We start from the raw sequence: 17,291 nt of genomic DNA on the forward strand, positions 1-17,291 counted from the left end.
GGATCGACACGCAATGCGTCGACGCGATAGATCAAACTAAATCGATTTAATCCTCTTTTCGATTTTGTTTGCACTGCAGCATTTTCGCGTTAATCATGTCGTCAGTTTCCTTACCCTCCGCGTCCGGAGCCTTGTCCTTGGCAATCTCGAAGATTCTTGTCGCCAACCGCTCCGAAATAGCCATCCGCGTCTTCCGCGCGGCCAATGAGCTCGGCCTCAAAACTGTGGCGATCTGGGCAGAGGAGGACAAATACTCGCTGCATCGCTTCAAGGCCGACGAAAGCTACCAGGTCGGCCGCGGGCCGCACCTGACCAGGGATATGGGGCCGATCGAAAGCTATCTGTCGATCGAGGAGGTTATCCGCGTCGCCAGGCTTTCGGGCGCCGATGCCATCCATCCGGGTTACGGGCTGCTGTCGGAGAGCCCGGAATTCGCCGAGGCCTGTGCCAAGGCCGGCATCATCTTCATCGGACCAAAGCCCGATACGATGCGCCGGCTGGGCAACAAGGTCGCCGCCCGCAATCTCGCAATCGAAGTCGGTGTGCCGGTAATTCCCGCTACCGATCCCTTGCCGGACGACATGGCGGCGGTAAAGGAACTCGCCAAGACGATCGGCTACCCGGTGATGCTCAAGGCGTCGTGGGGCGGCGGCGGCCGCGGCATGCGCGCCATCCGCTCCGAGGCCGATCTCGCCCGCGAGGTGATGGAAGGCAAGCGTGAGGCGAAGGCGGCTTTCGGCAAGGACGAGGTCTATCTCGAGAAGCTGATCGAGCGCGCACGCCATGTCGAGGTGCAGGTGCTGGGCGACCGCCAAGGCAACGCCGTGCACCTGTTCGAGCGCGATTGTTCGATCCAGCGCCGCAACCAGAAAGTGGTCGAGCGGGCGCCGGCGCCGTATCTTGAAATGCCACAGCGCGAGGAGCTTTGCGGCTACGCGCTGAGGATCGCGCGCGAAACCAGCTATATCGGCGCCGGCACGGTCGAGTTCTTGCAGGATGCCGATACCGGAAAATTCTATTTCATCGAGGTCAATCCGCGTATCCAGGTCGAGCACACCGTCACCGAACAGGTGACCGGCATCGACATCGTCAAGGCGCAGATCCATATCCTCGACGGCTTTGCCATCGGCACGGCGGAATCGGGCGTTCCGGCGCAGAAGGACATCAGGCTCAACGGTCACGCACTGCAGTGCCGCATCACCACTGAAGATCCCGAGCATAATTTCATCCCCGACTATGGCCGCATCACCGCCTATCGCGGTGCCACCGGCTTCGGTATCCGCCTTGATGGCGGCACCGCCTATTCGGGCGCGGTCATCACCCGCTTCTACGATCCGCTGCTGGAAAAGGTGACGGCGTGGGCGCCGACGCCGGCCGAGACCATCGCCCGCATGAACCGGGCGCTGCGCGAATTCCGGATCCGCGGCGTGGCGACCAATCTCACCTTCCTCGAGGCGATCATCAATCACCCGAGCTTCGCCGACAATTCCTACACCACCAAGTTCATCGACACGACGCCGGAACTGTTCGCCAGTGTGAAGCGGCAGGACCGCGCGACCAAGCTGCTCAACTATCTTGCCGACGTCTCGGTGAACGGTCATCCCGAGACGCGCGGGCGGCCGCAGTCGAAGGCGGATGCGGCGGCACCGGTGGTGCCGTATCTCAACGGCAACGTGCCGGGCGGCAGCAAGCAGAAGCTCGACGTGCTGGGGCCGCAGAAATTCGCCGGCTGGATGCGCGAGCAGAAGCAGGTGCTGGTCACCGACACGACGATGCGCGACGGCCATCAGTCGCTGCTCGCGACGCGTATGCGCACGCATGACATCGCGGCCATTGCCGGCACCTATGCGCGTGCGTTGCCGCAGCTTTTGTCGCTCGAATGCTGGGGCGGCGCCACATTCGACGTCGCCATGCGCTTTCTCACCGAAGACCCATGGGAGCGGCTGTCGCTGGTGCGCGAGGCAGCACCCAACCTTCTGCTGCAGATGCTCCTGCGCGGTGCCAATGGCGTTGGCTATACCAACTATCCCGACAATGTCGTGCAGCATTTCGTCAAGCAGGCTGCGGCCGGCGGCATCGACCTGTTCCGCGTCTTCGACTGCCTGAACTGGGTCGAGAACATGCGCGTCGCCATGGATGCGGTCGGCGCCGAGGGCAGACTGATCGAAGCGGCTATCTGTTATACCGGCGACATACTCGATCCGGCGCGGGCCAAATACGATCTGAAATATTATGTCGGCCTGGCCGGGGAATTGCAGGCGGCAGGCGCCCATATCATCGCCGTCAAGGATATGGCCGGGCTTTTGAAACCGGCGGCGGCCCGCGTGCTGTTCAAGGCACTGCGCGAGGCGACGGACCTGCCGATCCACTTCCACACCCACGACACATCCGGCCTGTCGGCGGCAACCGTGCTGGCGGCGGTGGAGAGCGGCGTCGACGCCATCGACGCGGCGATGGATTCGCTATCGGGCAACACCTCGCAGCCGTGCCTGGGTTCGATCGTCGAGGCGCTGAAGGGCACCGAGCGCGACCCGGGCCTCGACCCGCAATGGATCAGGAACATCTCGTTCTACTGGGAGGCGGTGCGCAACCAATACGCCGCCTTCGAGAGCGACCTGAAGGGGCCGGCATCGGAGGTCTATCTGCACGAAATGCCGGGCGGGCAGTTCACCAACCTCAAGGAACAGGCGCGCTCGCTCGGGCTGGAGACACGCTGGCACGAAGTGGCGCAGACCTATCACGACGTCAATCTGATGTTCGGCGACATCGTCAAGGTGACGCCGTCATCCAAGGTCGTCGGCGACATGGCTCTGATGATGGTGAGCCAGGACCTGACCGTCGCCGATGTCGAGAATCCGGCGAGGGACATCGCCTTCCCGGATTCGGTGGTGTCGATGTTGCGCGGCGATCTCGGCCAGTCGCCGGGCGGCTGGCCAAAGCCATTGCAGAAGAAGGTGCTGAAGGGCGAAAAGCCGATCACGGTGCGGCCGGGTTCGCTGCTCAAGCCGGCGGATCTCAAGGCCAGCCGCGCGGAGGTCGAGGAAAAGCTCGAGCGCAAGCTCAGTGAGTTCGAGTTCGCGTCGTGGCTGATGTATCCGAAGGTGTTTTCCGATTTTGCCGCCGCGCAGGAGACCTACGGGCCGGTCAGCGTGCTGCCGACGCCGACCTATTTCTACGGCATGAAGCCGGAAGATGAAATTTTCGTCGACATCGAAAAAGGCAAGACGCTGGTGGTGCGCTGCCTTGCCCTGGGCGATGTCGACGAAAAGGGCATGGTCACCGTGTTCTTCGAGCTCAATGGCCAGCCGCGCCGCGTGAAGGTGCCGGACCGGGCGCATGGCGTATCCGCCGCCAAGGCGCGGCGCAAGGCGGAGCCGGGCAACGAGGCGCATGTCGGCGCGCCGATGCCTGGCGTCGTCTCGGCGCTTGCGGTCGCTGCCGGCCAGGCGGTGAAGGCTGGTGACGTGCTGCTGTCGATCGAAGCGATGAAGATGGAAACGGCGTTGCATGCCGAACGCGACGGCACCATAGCCGAAGTGCTGGTCAAGGCCGGCGACCAGATCGATGCCAAGGATCTGCTGATCGCGTTCGGGTGAAATAGGCCGGCATCAGGGAGTCTTGTCGGCGCCTGGCAGCAGCCCTTCATGCCGCATCGATAGCACCTTGACCCGCCGCGCCCGGTCGGGCATCGAACCGCTGCAATTCGCCGCTCGGGTCACCCCGAGTCGCGGCGAGAAACGACGCGGAGAGAAGACTATGGCCGACGACATCACCGAGACCAGCCAGACTGTTGCCGCCGGCCAGCTGCGCGCCTTCATCGAACGCATCGAGCGGCTCGAGGAAGAGAAGAAGACGATTGCCGACGACATCAAGGAAGTGTTCGCTGAGGCCAAGGGCACCGGCTTCGACACCAAGGCGATGCGGTCGATCATCCGGCTGCGAAAGAAGGACCAGGCCGAGCGGCAGGAAGAGGAATCCATTCTCGATCTGTACAAGGCCGCGCTTGGAATGGTGTAGAGACAACAGTCTCGGCCTGATGCTGGAGCGGGCATCGAACCATGAGCGAATTCGATTTTGGCGCCCGCCGCGCCTCTGAATTCCGCCAACGCAGCTTCTGGACGCTGTTCGCGGAACGGCATCCGGATGAAAGGGCTCTGCTGGCGAGGCGCGGACCGTGGTTCTGGCAGCGTGGGCTGCCCGACTTCGCATTGGTCCTTTCAATGTATGTCGCGCCTGCGCACAATCATGTCGGCGTTTTCTTCGGCCGCAACGAGAAGTTCGGTGCCACGCAAGCCTGGTCGCGGTTGAAGCCGTTCCAGCCGGCCATCGAAGACAGGCTGAAGCTCAGGCCAGAACAAAGTTGCGACGGCCTCGGCATCAATTCGATGTGGCGGGTGAATTGTTTCGCCGAGGACAATTGGCCGGCGATGACCGACTGGCTGGTGACGGAAGCCTCACGTTTCGAGCGTGCGATTGCCGAAGTTCTGGGTCAGGAATAAAGCAGAGTTTCCAGACGCAATCCTTGTGGAAGGATTGCTCTGGTGAGCAGAGCGAGGGAGCCGGTGGATCGATGACGATCATGTCGCGCGTTGCCGCCTTCTTCCGCTCACGCTGGCTGGGCGGCGTGCCGCTCGATCGGCTGTTCTGGCGCGACCTGGTCGTTGTCGGCACAGCGATCAACGTCGCGTCGTCGGTGGCGGCGCTCATTCTGCTTGGGCTGAAGCTGCCGCTTGCGCTCGTCCTGGCGGTGCATTTCGCGCCGGTGCCCTACAATATCTTCCTGACCTTTGCCGTTTGGCGAACTGCCGGAAAATCGAGTGGTGTCAAGGCCCCGCTGATGACGCTTGGCGCCACGTTGTGGCTGATTCTGGTGGTTGTGGCCTGACGATCAGGCGGCCGGCTCGAATTTGAGCGCCACGCCGTTGATGCAATAGCGCAGACCGGTCGGCGGCGGGCCGTCGTCGAAGACGTGGCCGAGATGGCTGCCGCAGCAGGCGCAATGGCACTCGGTACGGACCATGCCGTAGCTGCGGTCGACGGTGGTCTCGACCGAGCCCGGCACGGGATCGTTGAAGCTCGGCCAGCCGGTGCCGCTCTCGAATTTCAGCTTGGATTCAAACAAGGGCTGGTCGCAGCCGACGCAGGAGAAGGTGCCGGGGCGCTTCTCGTGCAGCAGTGCGCAGCTTCCCGGCCGCTCGGTGCCGTGGTTGCGCATCACCGCATATTGCTCAGGCGTCAGGCGGGCGCGCCATTCGGCATCGGTGCGGGTAACGGGGTAGGTGTGGCTGTCCATTTTTTCCTCTTAGCTTATGTCGCTATTTGGGTTGCCTTCCCAACTTCGCCTGAAATAGGCATTTGTTACGGCGTTTGCCCGTATTTCCAATTCCTGCTGCGAAGAATTCCTCAGACGATGGCAGCGAGATAGCGCGCAACCGATGCTGAAAATGCCGCCTTTGCATCTCCGATGACGTTCTGGTTCCACCACGCGCCGTAGATATGGTCGAACGCGAAAGGCTCCAGCGCGGCCTTGATGCCGTGCACTTTCGTCGCGTTGAGCGGGATATAGTTCGGATAGCTGTACATGAAGCTGACATGACGGCGAGTCGGCGTCACCTGCAGGATATCGCCGGCCAGGATGGCATTGCCGCCGTCGCGCTTCCAGTGCAGCACCTGGCCACCGGCAAAGTGGCCGCCGCAGCGGATGAGCGTCAGCGACGGGTTTATGGCGCGCGTCTCGCCTTCCCAGCTGATGATCGCCGGATGCGGCCGCATGATCCACTGACGATCATCGGCGTGCAGATAAATCGGCACGCCGCCAAACGCCTCGCTCCACTCGACCATTGCCGAATAATAATGGCAATGCGAAATGGCGATGGCGGCAAGGCCGCCCCGGTGGTTGATCTCGGCCACCGCCTCGTCGCTGACCATCGAGATGCAGTCCCACAGCATATTGCCATGCGGCGTTTGCGCCAGCAACGCCCGCTGGCCGATGGCGAAGCGCGGCTCGATGCCGAAGGCGAGCACGCCGGCATCATCCTTGATCACGACCCGATGCCCGGCGGCGAGCTCTTCCGGCGTGATCCAGGCCTGGCCCTCCCAGCGCACATATTGCCGCTCGTCCTCGCAGATCGGGCAATGTCGCGGCGGCGCCGCTGTCGCCGCGAACTGGACACCGCATTGCAGGCAAAGGAAACAGGTCGACCGTCCTGTTTTGCGCGGATCCATTCAGTGCTTCCTTGAAAGTTGCTTCGTCGCGGCTTCGAGGCCGGCGAGCGTCAGCGGAAACATGCGGCCGCCAAAGATATCGCGGATCATGGCGATCGAATGGGTAAAACCCCAATTCTTCTCGGCTTCGGGGTTGAGCCATACCGCGTTTGGCCATTGCTGCAGCAACCGGCCGAGCCAGACGGCGCCGGCCTCCTGGTTCCAGTGCTCGACCGAGCCGCCGGGTTGGGCGATCTCATAAGGGCTCATCGAGGCGTCGCCGACGACGATCACCTTGTAGTCGGGGCCATATTTATGGAGGAGATCGAAGGTCGGAATCACCTCGGCATGGCGGCGGCGATTGTCCCTCCACACCCCTTCGTAGAGACAGTTGTGGAAGTAGAAATACTCGAGCTGGCGGAATTCGGCGCGGGCGGCCGAAAACAGCTCCTCGACACTCCTGATATGGTCGTCCATCGAGCCGCCGACATCGAAGAACATCAGCAGCTTCACGGCATTGCGACGTTCGGGTTGTGTCTTAACATCAAGATAACCGTGCTCGGCGGTGGCGTGGATGGTGCCAGGCAGGTCGAATTCCTCTTCGGCGCCTTCGCGCACCCAGCGGCGCAAGCGCTTCAGCGCGACCTTGATGTTGCGGGTACCGAGTTCGACGGCGTCATCGAAATTCCTGAACTCGCGCCTGTCCCAGACTTTTACCGCGCGGCGGTTGCGGCTTTCGTGCTGGCCGATGCGCACACCTTCGGGATTGTAGCCATAGGCGCCAAAGGGCGAAGTGCCGCCGGTGCCGATCCATTTCGAACCGCCCTGATGCCGGCCCTTTTGCTCCTCCAACCGCTTCTTCAGCGTCTCCATCAGCTTTTCGAAGCCGCCCAGCGCCTCGACCAGCTTCTTCTCCTCATCGGTCAGGTGCTTTTCGGCGAGCCTCCGCAGCCATTCCTCCGGGATGTTTGCGACATCGACCGGGTCTTCGCCGGCCAGCGCCTCGACACCTTTGAAGATGTGCGAAAAGACCTGGTCGAAGCGGTCGATGTGGCGCTCGTCCTTCACCAGAGCGGCGCGGGCGAGATAGTAAAAGCCCTCGACATCATAGTCGACCAGCCCGGCCTCCAGCCCCTCCAGCAGCGACAGATATTCGCGGAGCGAGACCGGAACCCGCGCTGCCTTCAGTTCGAGGAAGAAGGGGATGAACATCTCACGGTCTACAGCAGATCATACTCGATGAAGCCGGTCCTGCGCGCCACGTGGTCGTAGAGCTTGCGTGCGGTGGTGTTGGTCTCGTGGGTCATCCAGTAGACGTTCTTGACGCCGATCTTGCCGGCTTTCTGCTTGACCGCTTCGATCAGGGCGGCGCCGACGCCCTTGCCGCGCACATCGGGGTCGGCGAACAGGTCCTGCAGGTAACAGTTGTTTATCTCCGACCAGCAGGAGCGATGGTAGAGATAGTGCGTCAGGCCGACGGCCTTGCCGTCGAGGGTGGCGATGAAACCCTTTGGCTCGAACTCGCCCGCCGTGAACAGCCGTTTCCAGGTGACGGCGTAAACCTCTTCCGGCAGCTTGGTTTCGTAGAAGGTGAGATAGGCGGTCCACAGACGTCGCCAGTCGGCATGGTCGGATTGCGCCAATGGGCGGACGGTGATCTCGGTCATTTCGTTTCCCTCTGAAGTCGGCAACCCGAAGCTGCCTCCGTGCCTGGCCAAGGGCAACGGTCCAGCGACGGGAAAGCGCTGTCCGGGGGCTTTCGTCGGCTTCCGACTGACCGGCCCTTCACCCTTGCCGTCTCGCCATGAAGGCTAGGCGCTCGAACAGATGCACGTCCTGTTCGTTCTTCAGCAACGCGCCATGCAATTTCGGCAGCGCATTCTTCGGGTCGGCGCGCAGGTCCTCGGGCGCGATGTCGTCGGCGACCAAGAGGCGGATCCAGTCGAGTGCCTCGGAGGTCGACGGCTTCTTCTTCAGGCCCGGCACGTCGCGGATTTCATAGAATTGCGTGAGTGCGGCGCGCACCAGGTTCTGCTTGATGCCGGGATAGTGCACGTCGACGATTTTGTGCAGCGTCTCGACGTTGGGAAAGCGGATGTAATGGAAGAAGCAGCGGCGCAGGAAGGCGTCCGGCAGCTCTTTTTCGTTGTTGGAGGTGATGATGACGATCGGCCGGACGGTGGCGCGGATGGTCTCGCCGGTCTCGTAGACGAAGAACTCCATCCGATCCAGTTCCTGCAACAGATCGTTGGGGAACTCGATATCGGCCTTGTCGATCTCGTCGATCAGAAGCACGACTTTCTTGCCGGCAGCAAAGGCATCCCACAGCTTGCCGCGCTTGATGTAATTGCGAATGTCGTTGAAGCGCTCGTCGCCGAGCTGGCTGTCGCGCAACCGCGAGACGGCGTCATATTCATAGAGGCCCTGCTGCGCCCGTGTCGTTGATTTGACGTGCCATTCGATCAGATCCAGGTCGAGCGCCGCCGCCACCTGGCAGGCAAGTTCGGTCTTGCCGGTGCCGGGCTCGCCCTTGACCAGCAACGGCCGCTCCAGCGCGATCGCCGCGTTGACCGCCACCATCAGATCCTTGTCGGCAACATAGGCTGCCGTGCCTTCGAAACGCATTTTTGCTCCCGGGTTCATCGCGCGACCCTAAGGACGCGGCCTTCGCTGTGCAAGGCGCCGCTGGCGAAACGGGGATCTTGCGGGCGCTGACCTCGTCGAGGGGTTCTGCGTCGAATTAAGCGTCGAAACATGTCGTCTCTCTGGCGCATGGTCTGGCGTCAGCCTATATTGGGTATGACGGTCTGCGCTTCCCGGCAGGAGAACATTTTCCCCGGGGCCTTAATGATCCCTAGGGAGCTGTCCCTGGGAAGACCCGTGGGTTTTCTCATACGGCGCCCACCTACTTTGTAGGTTCCCGGGATCGCTCTCTCCACCGGTTGTGTGGATCGTCACCTATCGAAAAGGCCATATCTGGCGGATCTTGTCGTCGCGCCGCTTTGTGCGGTGCTCTCACGAACGAAAAGTTCGCTCCGCTCCTCCAAAACGTCGCTCGTAAAACTCCATCCAAATCTGACCTTTTCTACCGTCGGCGCATGACCTCCCCAAAAGACCTGAAAAAAAATCTCCGCAACCAAGCCCTCGGGCGCCGCGACGCGCTCGATCCGTTCTGGCGGGTGGAGGCAGCACTCGAAATGGCCGAGACGACGCGCGACCAGATCACGGTCGAGCCGGGCCAGATCGTCTCCGGTTTCTGGCCGATGCGCTCGGAAGTCGACGTCCGGCCGCTGATGTTCGCCTTGCGCGAGAAGGGGGCAAGGCTCTGCCTGCCGGCCATCCTGGACAAGACCACCATCGTTTTTCGCGAACTGGTGCGCGGCGCCCCGATGATCGACATGGGCTTCGGCACCGTCGGGCCGCATGAGGAAGCCGAGGTGCTCGATCCGCAGGTTATGCTGGTGCCGCTTGCCGCCTTCGATGCGCGCGGCCACCGTATCGGTTACGGCGCAGGCTATTACGACCGGGCTATCGCGCGGCTGGTCGACAAGGGACAGCAGCCGCGGCTGATCGGCATTGCCTTCGACTGCCAGGAGGTGGCCCTGGTGCCGGACGAGCCGCATGACATGATCATTCCGGAAATACTCACCGAGAGCGGGTTGCGCCGGTTCGCGTCGAAATTGTAGATAAGTTCCTGGACGCATGGTCTTTTCCGAAAGTCATGCAGCTTTTTGCTTCGCTGACCTTCAGTTCAGGATCACGCTTATATGAGACTTCTCTTTCTCGGCGACATGGTCGGCAAGACAGGACGTACGGCGGTATGGGATCAACTGCCCGGCCTGATCTCGGATTTCAAACTCGACTTCGTCATCGTCAATGGCGAGAACGCCGCTGGCGGCTTCGGCATCACCGAGGAGATTTTTCGCGAGACGATCTCGGCCGGCGCCGATGTCGTCACCACCGGCAACCATGTCTGGGACCAGCGCGATGCGCTGGTTTTCGCGCCGCGCGAAGAGCGCTTCCTGCGTCCGTCCAATTTCCCCAAGGGTACGCCGGGGCGCGGGTCAGGCGTCTACATTGCCAGGAACGGCGCGCGCGTGCTGGTCGCCAATATCATGGGCCGGGTGTTCATGCATCCCGAGCTCGACGATCCGTTCCAGGCCGGCGAGCGCGAACTTGCCGCTTGTCCGCTTGGCGAGCAGGCCGATGCGATCGTCATCGATTTCCATGCCGAGGCGACCTCGGAAAAAATGTGCTTCGCCCATTTCGTCGACGGCCGTGCCAGCCTTGTTGTCGGCACTCATACGCATCAGCCGACCGGCGATCACCAGATCCTCAATGGCGGCACCGGTTATATTTCCGATGCCGGCATGTGCGGCGATTACGATTCCTCGCTGGGCATGGACAAGGAGGAGCCGCTCAACCGGTTCTTATCCAAAGTGCCGAAAGGCCGCTTCGAGGCGTCGACCGGACCGGCGACATTGTGCGGCGTCGGCGTCGACATTTCCGACCGTAGCGGCCTGACCGAACGGATCGCGCCGTTTCGCCGCGGCCCGCGGCTGGAGGAAACGGCTCCATCCTTCTGGTCATGACATTGATATAGACGCTTGCAATACCCAATTGCCGGCGAAACTGCTCTAGATCGTAGAGGGGACGACCTCCATGCAGCTAGTCGAATTCCTGGCGCCGCATTTCGCCTTTGTCTCCGATCCGACGGCATGGGTCGCGCTGCTGACACTGATCGTGCTGGAGGTCGTGCTCGGCATCGACAATCTGATCTTCATCTCGATTTTGACCAACAAATTGCCGGTAGCGCAGCGGGCCCGCGCCCGGCGGCTCGGCATCTCCGCCGCGCTGGTGATGCGGCTGATCCTATTGGCCACCATCTCGATCATCGTCCAGTTGACGACGCCGATATTCACGGCCTTCGGCCATGGCTTTTCCTGGCGCGACCTGATCCTGATTGCCGGCGGCCTGTTTCTCGTCTGGAAGGCGACCAAGGAGATCCACCACACGGTCGATCTCGATGATCACCAGGACACGATGATGGGCGAGACACTGCAGCTGTCGCTGGCCGGCGCCATTTTCCAGATATTGCTGCTCGACCTCGTCTTCTCGATCGACTCGATCATCACCGCCGTCGGCATGACCGACGAAATCGCGATCATGTACATCGCGGTGATCGTGGCGGTGAGCGTGATGATGCTGGCGGCCGGGCCGCTGGCGGATTTTATCGCCAAGAACCCCAGCATCGTCATGCTGGCGCTCGGCTTCCTGCTGATGATCGGCATGACGCTGATCGCCGACGGCATGGGTTACCATGTGCCGAAAGGCTATATCTACGCTGCCATGGGCTTTTCGGCACTGGTCGAAGGGCTCAACATGCTGGCGCGGCGGCGGAAGAAGGCAAAGGCGGCGGCCACTGAGGATGGCCCACCGCGGCTGACCTAATGCCCCGGCACGCCTTTCGGATGGCGGTCGCCGGTCAGGCCAAGCGTCAGGCCTTGCTCGAGCCACGCCTTGGCGCCGGCGAGCACCAGCGCAAAACCGCCGGTCGAGTCGATCGCCTGCTTGACCTGCTCATCGGGGCTGCCGACAAAGCCGAAATTGCGGACCTCGACAAAGGTCGTGCCGCCCGGCATTTCGGTAAAAGTCCACACCACCGTGGTCGGCGGATCGCTCCATTGCATGACGATCTTCTTGTTTTCGACGATCTCACTGACATTGACCGTCGTCGAGACGCCATACATGCGCCATTCCCAACGGATTTCCTTGCCGCTGTCTAACCTGTTGCTGCCATGGGTGAACCAGAACTTCGTCGTGATCGCCGGATCGATGAAGGCTTCGAATACGTCGGCGACCGGCCGCCTTATCAGCATGCCGGCTTCGGCGGTCGGTGTTTCACAGATTTCCATAGCGTCCTCCTTTCACGGCACCGACGCCTTTTCACCAGGCATCGGGTTCGCGCACCAGGTGAATGATGTTGGCCGGGTTGGTGATCCAGCCGCCGCGAAAGCCTTCACCCAGTGCCTCGATGGCGTCGCAGCGCACGACACCGGCCTTGGCGAGATGCTCCGCAGCGGCCGGAAAATCATCGGTGAACAGTTCCAGCCAGATCTCGGCCTGGCTCATCATCGGCGCCTCGTCGATCCACAGCCGATTGGGACCGAGTTCGAAGCCGACGGCCGGCGGCTTGGCCGTGAATGGCTTCAGGCCGACGACGTCGCGATAGAAGGCGATCGTCGCCTGGTATTGATGTGGCGGCACCTTCATGGCGATGTTGATGCCGCCGGCGATCTTCGGGGTCATTTGCTGGCTCCATTCCCGTGTTCAGGTTCGATTGGCCGGTTCGGTCCAGAACTCGCTATGCCAAATTGATTTGCCAGGAGACTCCGAACCTGTCGTTGAGCCATGCAAACCGGCGGCTGAAACCATAATTGTCCAGCGGCATCAGAAATTTGCCGTCCTTGGCCAGCGCCTCGACAATGCCGTTCAGCTCTGCCTCCGTGGAGCAATCCACATACAGCGAGACCGACGGCGTGAACGTGAAGGCATGGTGCACGGGGCTGTTGTAGACCATCACTTCCAGACCGCTTATGGACACGCGCGCCAGCTTGACCGTTCCTTCCGGCCCGTCTTCGCCGGAGCCGTAACGTGTGACGTCAAGGACGCTGCTGTCGGGGATCGTCTCGCAATAGAAGGTCATTGCCTCTTCGGCCTTGCCCTCAAACATCAGAAATGGCGTCACTTGCTTCATCGCAGGCCTCCGTCATCTTGGTGGTTTTTCAGATGTTGTTCTCATTGGCCGGCTCGCCCTTCATCTCGCTGCGGTAATAGCCGTCGCGCAGATTGATGCCGTATTCGACATAGGCCTTCATGCAGGCCAGCATCTGCGACCAGCCCTCGCAATTGAGGTAGGATTTCTTCAGGCCGACCGCGTCCTCGTGCCAGCCGGTCTCGGCGATGGTGACGAAGGTGCCGCCATCGTCGAGCGGTTCGAAATCCATCTCGATGCGGGTCTTGTAGGCTGGCTTGCCGTCGGCGTCGGTGGCATCCCAGCGCAGCACGATGCGGCTGTCTTTCTCCACCTTGTCGACCTCCACGGGAACCTTGCCCCACCAGATGACGGTGGCGCCCGCCACCAGCGGTGCGCTGGCGCCGCCGATCGTGGTGAAGTAGCCGCTAAGCTTCTTCGGATTGACGACCGCGTCGAAGACTTCTGCGATCGGTTTGCCGATACGGCCAGAAACCCTGAATCCAAGAGACATATCCACAGCTCCTTCCTTGAATGGCTCAACGATATGTTATAGAAACATAACATGTCAAGCCATTCGCGAGACGACAATGTTTTCAAGGCGCTGGCGCATCCGCGCCGGCGTGCGTTGCTGGACCGGCTGAAGGATGCGCCGCAGACCACCGGCATGTTGTGCGACGCCTTTCCAGACATGGACCGCTGCACCGTCATGCTGCATCTGAAGGTGCTGGAGGAGGCCGACTTGGTGGTGGCGCGGCGCGAGGGCCGCGAACGCTGGAACCATCTCAACGCGCTGCCGATCAAGCACATCCACGACCGCTGGATCAGCCAATATGCCACGCACGCGATCAGCATCCTCGACCGGCTGAAATCCGATCTTGAGGGATGAAAGGTTGCCGAGGCCTGCCGATTTTCGGGTCTTGAAACCCTTGCGTGCCGACGCAATGGCGCGGCTGGACGAATTGAGCCGATTTATCTATAAGCCGGCCATTCCGACAGAGAGCGCCGTACGTCCGTCCGGACGCAGCAGGACGTTCTGAAATTTTGAATTCGAGCATTTTGCAAGATGCCGGGTGGTTCACCAGGCGGCAGATGCTCTAGCCGAGAAGACGACAGGGGTGCCATGGCTGGCCATTCACAGTTCAAGAACATCATGCACCGCAAGGGCCGCCAGGATGCGGTGCGGTCGAAAATGTTTTCCAAGCTGGCGCGCGAAATCACCGTCGCCGCCAAGAGCGGCACGCCCGATCCATCGATGAACCCGCGCCTGCGCCTTGCGGTGCAGAACGCCAAGGCGGTGTCGATGCCAAAGGACAATATCCAGCGCGCCATCAACAAGGCCTCGATGGGCGATGCCGAGACCTACGAAGCCGTTCGCTACGAAGGTTACGGGCCAGGCGGCGTCGCGCTGATCGTCGAGGCGCTGACCGACAACCGCAACCGCTCGGCGTCGAATGTGCGCGCTGCCTTCACCAAGGCCGGCGGGGCGATGGGCGAAACCGGCTCGGTTTCGTTCATGTGGGACCGCGTCGGCGAGATCTACTATCCGGCATCGGCCGGCAGCGCCGAGAAGGTGATGGACGCAGCGATCGAGGCCGGCGCCGACGACGTCCAGTCGGACGAGGAAGGCCACACGATCTATTGCGCCTTCGAGAATCTTGGCGAAGTGTCGAAGGCGCTGGAAGGCGCACTCGGCGAGGCTGAATCGGTGAAGCCGATCTGGAAGCCGCAGACCAATATCGCGGTCGACGAGGAGCGGGCACAATCGCTGATGAAGCTGGTCGCGACGCTCGAAGACGACGACGACGTGCAGAGCGTCTACGCCAATTTCGAGGTCGACGAGGAGACCTTGGCGAAGCTCAGCGCGGCATGACCCAACACGCGCTGCCCACCGTCCGCATCACCTATTGCACCCAGTGCCAATGGCTGCTCAGGGCCGGCTGGATGGCGCAGGAGTTGTTGTCCACCTTCGGTACCGATCTCGGCGAAGTGACGCTGGTGCCCGGCACCGGCGGCATCTTCACCATTTCCTGCAATGACACGCTGGTCTGGGACCGCAAGCGTGACGGCGGTTTTCCCGACGCCGCAAAGCTCAAGCAACTGGTTCGCGACGTCATCGATCCGGATCGCGATCTCGGCCACGCCGACCGCAAGGGCCATAAGTCAAAAGACCCTGCCTGACCGGCCTTTTACACTTCCGTCCTGCATTCACCGCCATGCGAAGATGAAGCAGCCCAGCGCCACGATGGCGGTGATGGTGCGGACGTGGTTCCACATCACCCAGTCCCTGAGATAAGTGGCCCATACCGCGGTGCCGTTGGCGCTTGCCGGATCGATGGCCGCCAGGGCGTTGTTGAGCGGCACGTTGAACATCATCGTCACGATCGGGTTGCCGACGACATAGATTAGGGCACCGGCGAGGAGCCAGAATGCACCCGGTTGGCTCCAGCCGATAAGAGCGCCGGCGGCAAGGACAAGGCAGACCAGCCCGGTGCCGAAAAGCGCGGTCATGAATGCAGGCGTAATCACGGTGATGTTGATCGAATTCATGGCGGCGATGCCGCCTCCGGCGGGCAAGCGGGCGAGCGCCGGCATGATAAAGTTGGAGAAGGCGAAGAAAACGCCGCCGACAACGCCTGAGCCAATGGCAGCGACGAAGGTGAGGGTGGGAAGCAGCTTCATGATCATGTCAGTTCCTCCAGATGCCCGTGGCGGCGGTTTCGGTTGCGTAGGCGGAAAAGTCTTTTGGGGCGCGGCCGAGCACGCGCTGGACGCCGTCGGTCAGCGACTCGTTGCGGCCGTCAAGCACTTCGGTGAACAGCTCGTTAAGCAGCCACGCGAATTCGGCCGGCAATTCGTGCTCCGCTGTGGTGGCGGTGAATTCGGCATGCGAAATCCTGATAAAACGGATGTCGCGGCCGGCCGCCCTGCCGATCTCGGCGACCGCGTCGGCAAAGCTCAGCAGCCGCGGTCCGGTCAGCTCATAGAGCTCTCCGACATGTCCTTGCTGGGTTAGTACGGCAAAGGCGGCCTCCGCGATATCGTCGGCATCCACAAATGGTTCGCCCACACTGCCGACCGGCAACGCCACCTCGCCCTCCTGCAAAGATTCGACGAGGAAGCCTTCACTGAAGTTCTGGGAAAACCAGGCGCAGCGCAGGATCGTCCAATCGGCGCCTGAACCTTTGAGCATCTCTTCGGCGCGCTGTGCTTCCGTTTCGCCGCGCCCCGACAGCAGTACCAGCCGGCGCACACCACACTCCACGGCAAGATTAGCGAAGGCGCCGACCGTTTCCGCCGCGCCGGGAACGGCAAGATCAGGATAGTAGCTGATGTAGACGGCGCCGACACCATCAAGCGCGGGTTCCCAGGTCGTGTTATTTTCCCAGTCGAAGGGCGGCGTACCCGAGCGCGAGCCGATCTGCACCGGCAGGCCCCGCGCCGTCAGCCGCTCGGCGGGACGGCGGCCGGTCTTGCCGGTGCCGCCGAGGATCAAAGTTGGTTTCGTTACAGTAGGGTTCATGTCGATTTTCCTCAGTTTACAAATGTGAGTAATCCTCACATTTGCAAAACGTGATAAACCCTCGTATTTTGCGAGTCAAGCCAATTTGTTGATTGTTCGTCTGGAGACAGTGATGGAAGGCTCTGCCGTATCGGATTCACAGGATGGCCAGATCGCATCGCCGCGCCGGGCACCGAGCCAGCAGCGCAGCCGCGAGCGGGTCGAGCGCATGTTGGCCGCCGCGTCGGCGCTGATCGCCGAGCAAGGCAGCGATGCGATGCGCATGGGCGAGGTGGCCGAGAGGGCCGGCGTGTCGATCGGCTCGCTCTACCAGTTCTTCCCGGACAAGCGGGCGATCATCTGGGCGCTGGCCGAACGCCACACCGCCGAAAGCCAGGCCTGCATTGCGGCAGCACTTGCCGACGTCAGTGACGCCGACGGCTTGCGCCACGCATTTTCGGAGCTGGTGGATATCTACTACCGGTTATTCCTGGCCGAGCCGGTGATGCGCGACATCTGGTCGGGGACACAGGCCGACAAGGCATTGCGCGAGCTTGAGCTTGCCGACAGCCGGGCCAACGCCGAATTCCTCACTGCGGTGCTGAAGCGGTTGCGGCCGTCCGCCGATCCGGAAGCGCTGGAAACGACGGCGTTTCTCATCTGGCAGATGGGCGAGGCCGCAATGCGGCTGGCGATCTCGGTCGGGCGGCAGGAAGGCGACAGGCTGGTTGCCGCCTACAAGCGGATGGCGCTCAGGGAGTTGCTCGATCGGTAGGACCGCACCTAGGCAACAAAAAACCCGCCACGAGGGGCGGGTTTTCGATGTACGAA

The 17,291-nt window shown here is 61.9% G+C and carries 22 protein-coding genes and 1 other RNA gene; 12 read left to right on the forward strand and 11 right to left on the reverse strand.

Annotation, left to right across the window (positions count from 1 at the left end):
• Positions 1–137: 137 nt before the first annotated feature.
• The 4 genes from pyc to NKH13_RS00605 all read left to right on the forward strand — a co-directional run bounded on the left by pyc (position 138) and on the right by NKH13_RS00605 (position 4,885).
• A complete protein-coding gene (gene pyc / locus NKH13_RS00590) occupies positions 138–3,596 on the forward strand; it encodes a pyruvate carboxylase (RefSeq protein ID WP_352909831.1) in 3,459 nt (1,152 codons plus the stop codon).
• Positions 3,597–3,756: 160 nt separating this feature from the next.
• Positions 3,757–4,017 (forward strand): DUF2312 domain-containing protein, encoded by a 261-nt coding sequence (locus tag NKH13_RS00595; protein ID WP_023719653.1) that lies wholly within the window; start codon positions 3,757–3,759, stop codon positions 4,015–4,017.
• A gap of 41 nt (positions 4,018–4,058) precedes the next feature.
• Positions 4,059–4,499 (forward strand): hypothetical protein, encoded by a 441-nt coding sequence (locus NKH13_RS00600; RefSeq protein ID WP_292658543.1) that lies wholly within the window; start codon positions 4,059–4,061, stop codon positions 4,497–4,499.
• 71 nt (positions 4,500–4,570) lie between these two features.
• Positions 4,571–4,885 (forward strand): hypothetical protein, encoded by a 315-nt coding sequence (locus NKH13_RS00605; RefSeq protein WP_352909833.1) that lies wholly within the window; start codon positions 4,571–4,573, stop codon positions 4,883–4,885.
• A gap of 3 nt (positions 4,886–4,888) precedes the next feature.
• On the opposite strand, the gene msrB is transcribed toward NKH13_RS00605, so the two are convergent.
• From msrB to NKH13_RS00630, 5 genes are all read right to left on the reverse strand, one after another.
• Entirely contained in the window at positions 4,889–5,293 is a 405-nt protein-coding gene (gene msrB / locus NKH13_RS00610; protein WP_352909835.1) for a peptide-methionine (R)-S-oxide reductase MsrB, read from the reverse strand.
• 110 nt (positions 5,294–5,403) lie between these two features.
• Positions 5,404–6,225 (reverse strand): MBL fold metallo-hydrolase, encoded by an 822-nt coding sequence (locus tag NKH13_RS00615; protein WP_352909837.1) that lies wholly within the window; start codon positions 6,223–6,225, stop codon positions 5,404–5,406.
• Positions 6,226–7,416, reverse strand: a complete 1,191-nt coding sequence (locus NKH13_RS00620; protein ID WP_352909839.1) for a vWA domain-containing protein — start codon at positions 7,414–7,416, stop codon at positions 6,226–6,228.
• A gap of 8 nt (positions 7,417–7,424) precedes the next feature.
• Positions 7,425–7,871 (reverse strand): GNAT family N-acetyltransferase, encoded by a 447-nt coding sequence (locus NKH13_RS00625; protein WP_352909841.1) that lies wholly within the window; start codon positions 7,869–7,871, stop codon positions 7,425–7,427.
• A gap of 118 nt (positions 7,872–7,989) precedes the next feature.
• On the reverse strand, positions 7,990–8,829 hold the full coding sequence (locus NKH13_RS00630; protein WP_352909843.1) for an AAA family ATPase: 840 nt from the start codon (positions 8,827–8,829) through the stop codon (positions 7,990–7,992).
• Positions 8,830–9,005: 176 nt separating this feature from the next.
• On the opposite strand from NKH13_RS00630, the gene ssrS reads away from it, so the two are divergent.
• The 4 genes from ssrS to NKH13_RS00650 all read left to right on the forward strand — a co-directional run bounded on the left by ssrS (position 9,006) and on the right by NKH13_RS00650 (position 11,655).
• Positions 9,006–9,161, forward strand: a non-coding RNA gene (ssrS, locus tag NKH13_RS00635) — 6S RNA.
• 141 nt (positions 9,162–9,302) lie between these two features.
• The gene (locus tag NKH13_RS00640; protein WP_352909845.1) at positions 9,303–9,890 is read left to right on the forward strand and encodes a 5-formyltetrahydrofolate cyclo-ligase; all 588 of its coding nucleotides are present in this window, start codon (positions 9,303–9,305) and stop codon (positions 9,888–9,890) included.
• 81 nt (positions 9,891–9,971) lie between these two features.
• Positions 9,972–10,796 carry a TIGR00282 family metallophosphoesterase gene (locus NKH13_RS00645; protein ID WP_352909846.1) on the forward strand — a complete coding sequence of 275 codons (825 nt, stop codon included), beginning with the start codon at positions 9,972–9,974 and terminating at the stop codon, positions 10,794–10,796.
• A gap of 70 nt (positions 10,797–10,866) precedes the next feature.
• Positions 10,867–11,655 (forward strand): TerC family protein, encoded by a 789-nt coding sequence (locus NKH13_RS00650; protein ID WP_352909848.1) that lies wholly within the window; start codon positions 10,867–10,869, stop codon positions 11,653–11,655.
• Here NKH13_RS00650 and NKH13_RS00655 read toward each other — a convergent pair.
• From NKH13_RS00655 to NKH13_RS00670, 4 genes are read right to left on the reverse strand one after another with little or no spacing between them, the layout of a single operon-like run.
• The gene (locus NKH13_RS00655; protein WP_352909849.1) at positions 11,652–12,119 is read right to left on the reverse strand and encodes an SRPBCC family protein; all 468 of its coding nucleotides are present in this window, start codon (positions 12,117–12,119) and stop codon (positions 11,652–11,654) included. The genes NKH13_RS00650 and NKH13_RS00655 overlap by 4 nt on opposite strands.
• Positions 12,120–12,150: 31 nt before the next feature.
• Positions 12,151–12,513 (reverse strand): VOC family protein, encoded by a 363-nt coding sequence (locus NKH13_RS00660; RefSeq protein WP_352909851.1) that lies wholly within the window; start codon positions 12,511–12,513, stop codon positions 12,151–12,153.
• Positions 12,514–12,568: 55 nt separating this feature from the next.
• Entirely contained in the window at positions 12,569–12,961 is a 393-nt protein-coding gene (locus NKH13_RS00665; protein WP_352640129.1) for a VOC family protein, read from the reverse strand.
• 28 nt (positions 12,962–12,989) lie between these two features.
• Positions 12,990–13,472 carry an SRPBCC domain-containing protein gene (locus tag NKH13_RS00670; RefSeq protein ID WP_352909854.1) on the reverse strand — a complete coding sequence of 161 codons (483 nt, stop codon included), beginning with the start codon at positions 13,470–13,472 and terminating at the stop codon, positions 12,990–12,992.
• Positions 13,473–13,523: 51 nt separating this feature from the next.
• Between NKH13_RS00670 and NKH13_RS00675 the strand changes: the two genes are divergently transcribed.
• From NKH13_RS00675 to NKH13_RS00685, 3 genes are all read left to right on the forward strand, one after another.
• On the forward strand, positions 13,524–13,847 hold the full coding sequence (locus NKH13_RS00675) for an ArsR/SmtB family transcription factor (RefSeq protein ID WP_352909856.1): 324 nt from the start codon (positions 13,524–13,526) through the stop codon (positions 13,845–13,847).
• Positions 13,848–14,081: 234 nt separating this feature from the next.
• The gene (locus tag NKH13_RS00680; protein ID WP_023678028.1) at positions 14,082–14,831 is read left to right on the forward strand and encodes a YebC/PmpR family DNA-binding transcriptional regulator; all 750 of its coding nucleotides are present in this window, start codon (positions 14,082–14,084) and stop codon (positions 14,829–14,831) included.
• Entirely contained in the window at positions 14,828–15,139 is a 312-nt protein-coding gene (locus NKH13_RS00685) for an Rdx family protein (protein ID WP_352909859.1), read from the forward strand. The genes NKH13_RS00680 and NKH13_RS00685 overlap by 4 nt, the downstream gene beginning before the upstream one ends.
• A 27-nt stretch (positions 15,140–15,166) precedes the next feature.
• Here the strand turns inward: NKH13_RS00685 and NKH13_RS00690 are convergent, their stop codons facing one another.
• Together NKH13_RS00690 and NKH13_RS00695 are read right to left on the reverse strand one after the other, a co-directional pair.
• Positions 15,167–15,646: an anthrone oxygenase family protein gene (locus tag NKH13_RS00690; protein ID WP_352909861.1), complete on the reverse strand. Its 480-nt coding sequence runs from the start codon at positions 15,644–15,646 to the stop codon at positions 15,167–15,169.
• Position 15,647: 1 nt separating this feature from the next.
• On the reverse strand, positions 15,648–16,481 hold the full coding sequence (locus NKH13_RS00695; RefSeq protein ID WP_352909863.1) for a Rossmann-fold NAD(P)-binding domain-containing protein: 834 nt from the start codon (positions 16,479–16,481) through the stop codon (positions 15,648–15,650).
• Between the two features lie 112 nt (positions 16,482–16,593).
• Here NKH13_RS00695 and NKH13_RS00700 point away from each other — a divergent pair, with 112 nt between their 5' ends.
• Positions 16,594–17,235 (forward strand): TetR family transcriptional regulator, encoded by a 642-nt coding sequence (locus NKH13_RS00700; protein WP_352909866.1) that lies wholly within the window; start codon positions 16,594–16,596, stop codon positions 17,233–17,235.
• Positions 17,236–17,291: the final 56 nt, after the last annotated feature.

The sequence above is a fragment of the Mesorhizobium sp. M1348 genome, assembly GCF_040317925.1.
In the GTDB taxonomy this organism is placed as follows: Bacteria; Pseudomonadota; Alphaproteobacteria; order Rhizobiales; family Rhizobiaceae; genus Mesorhizobium.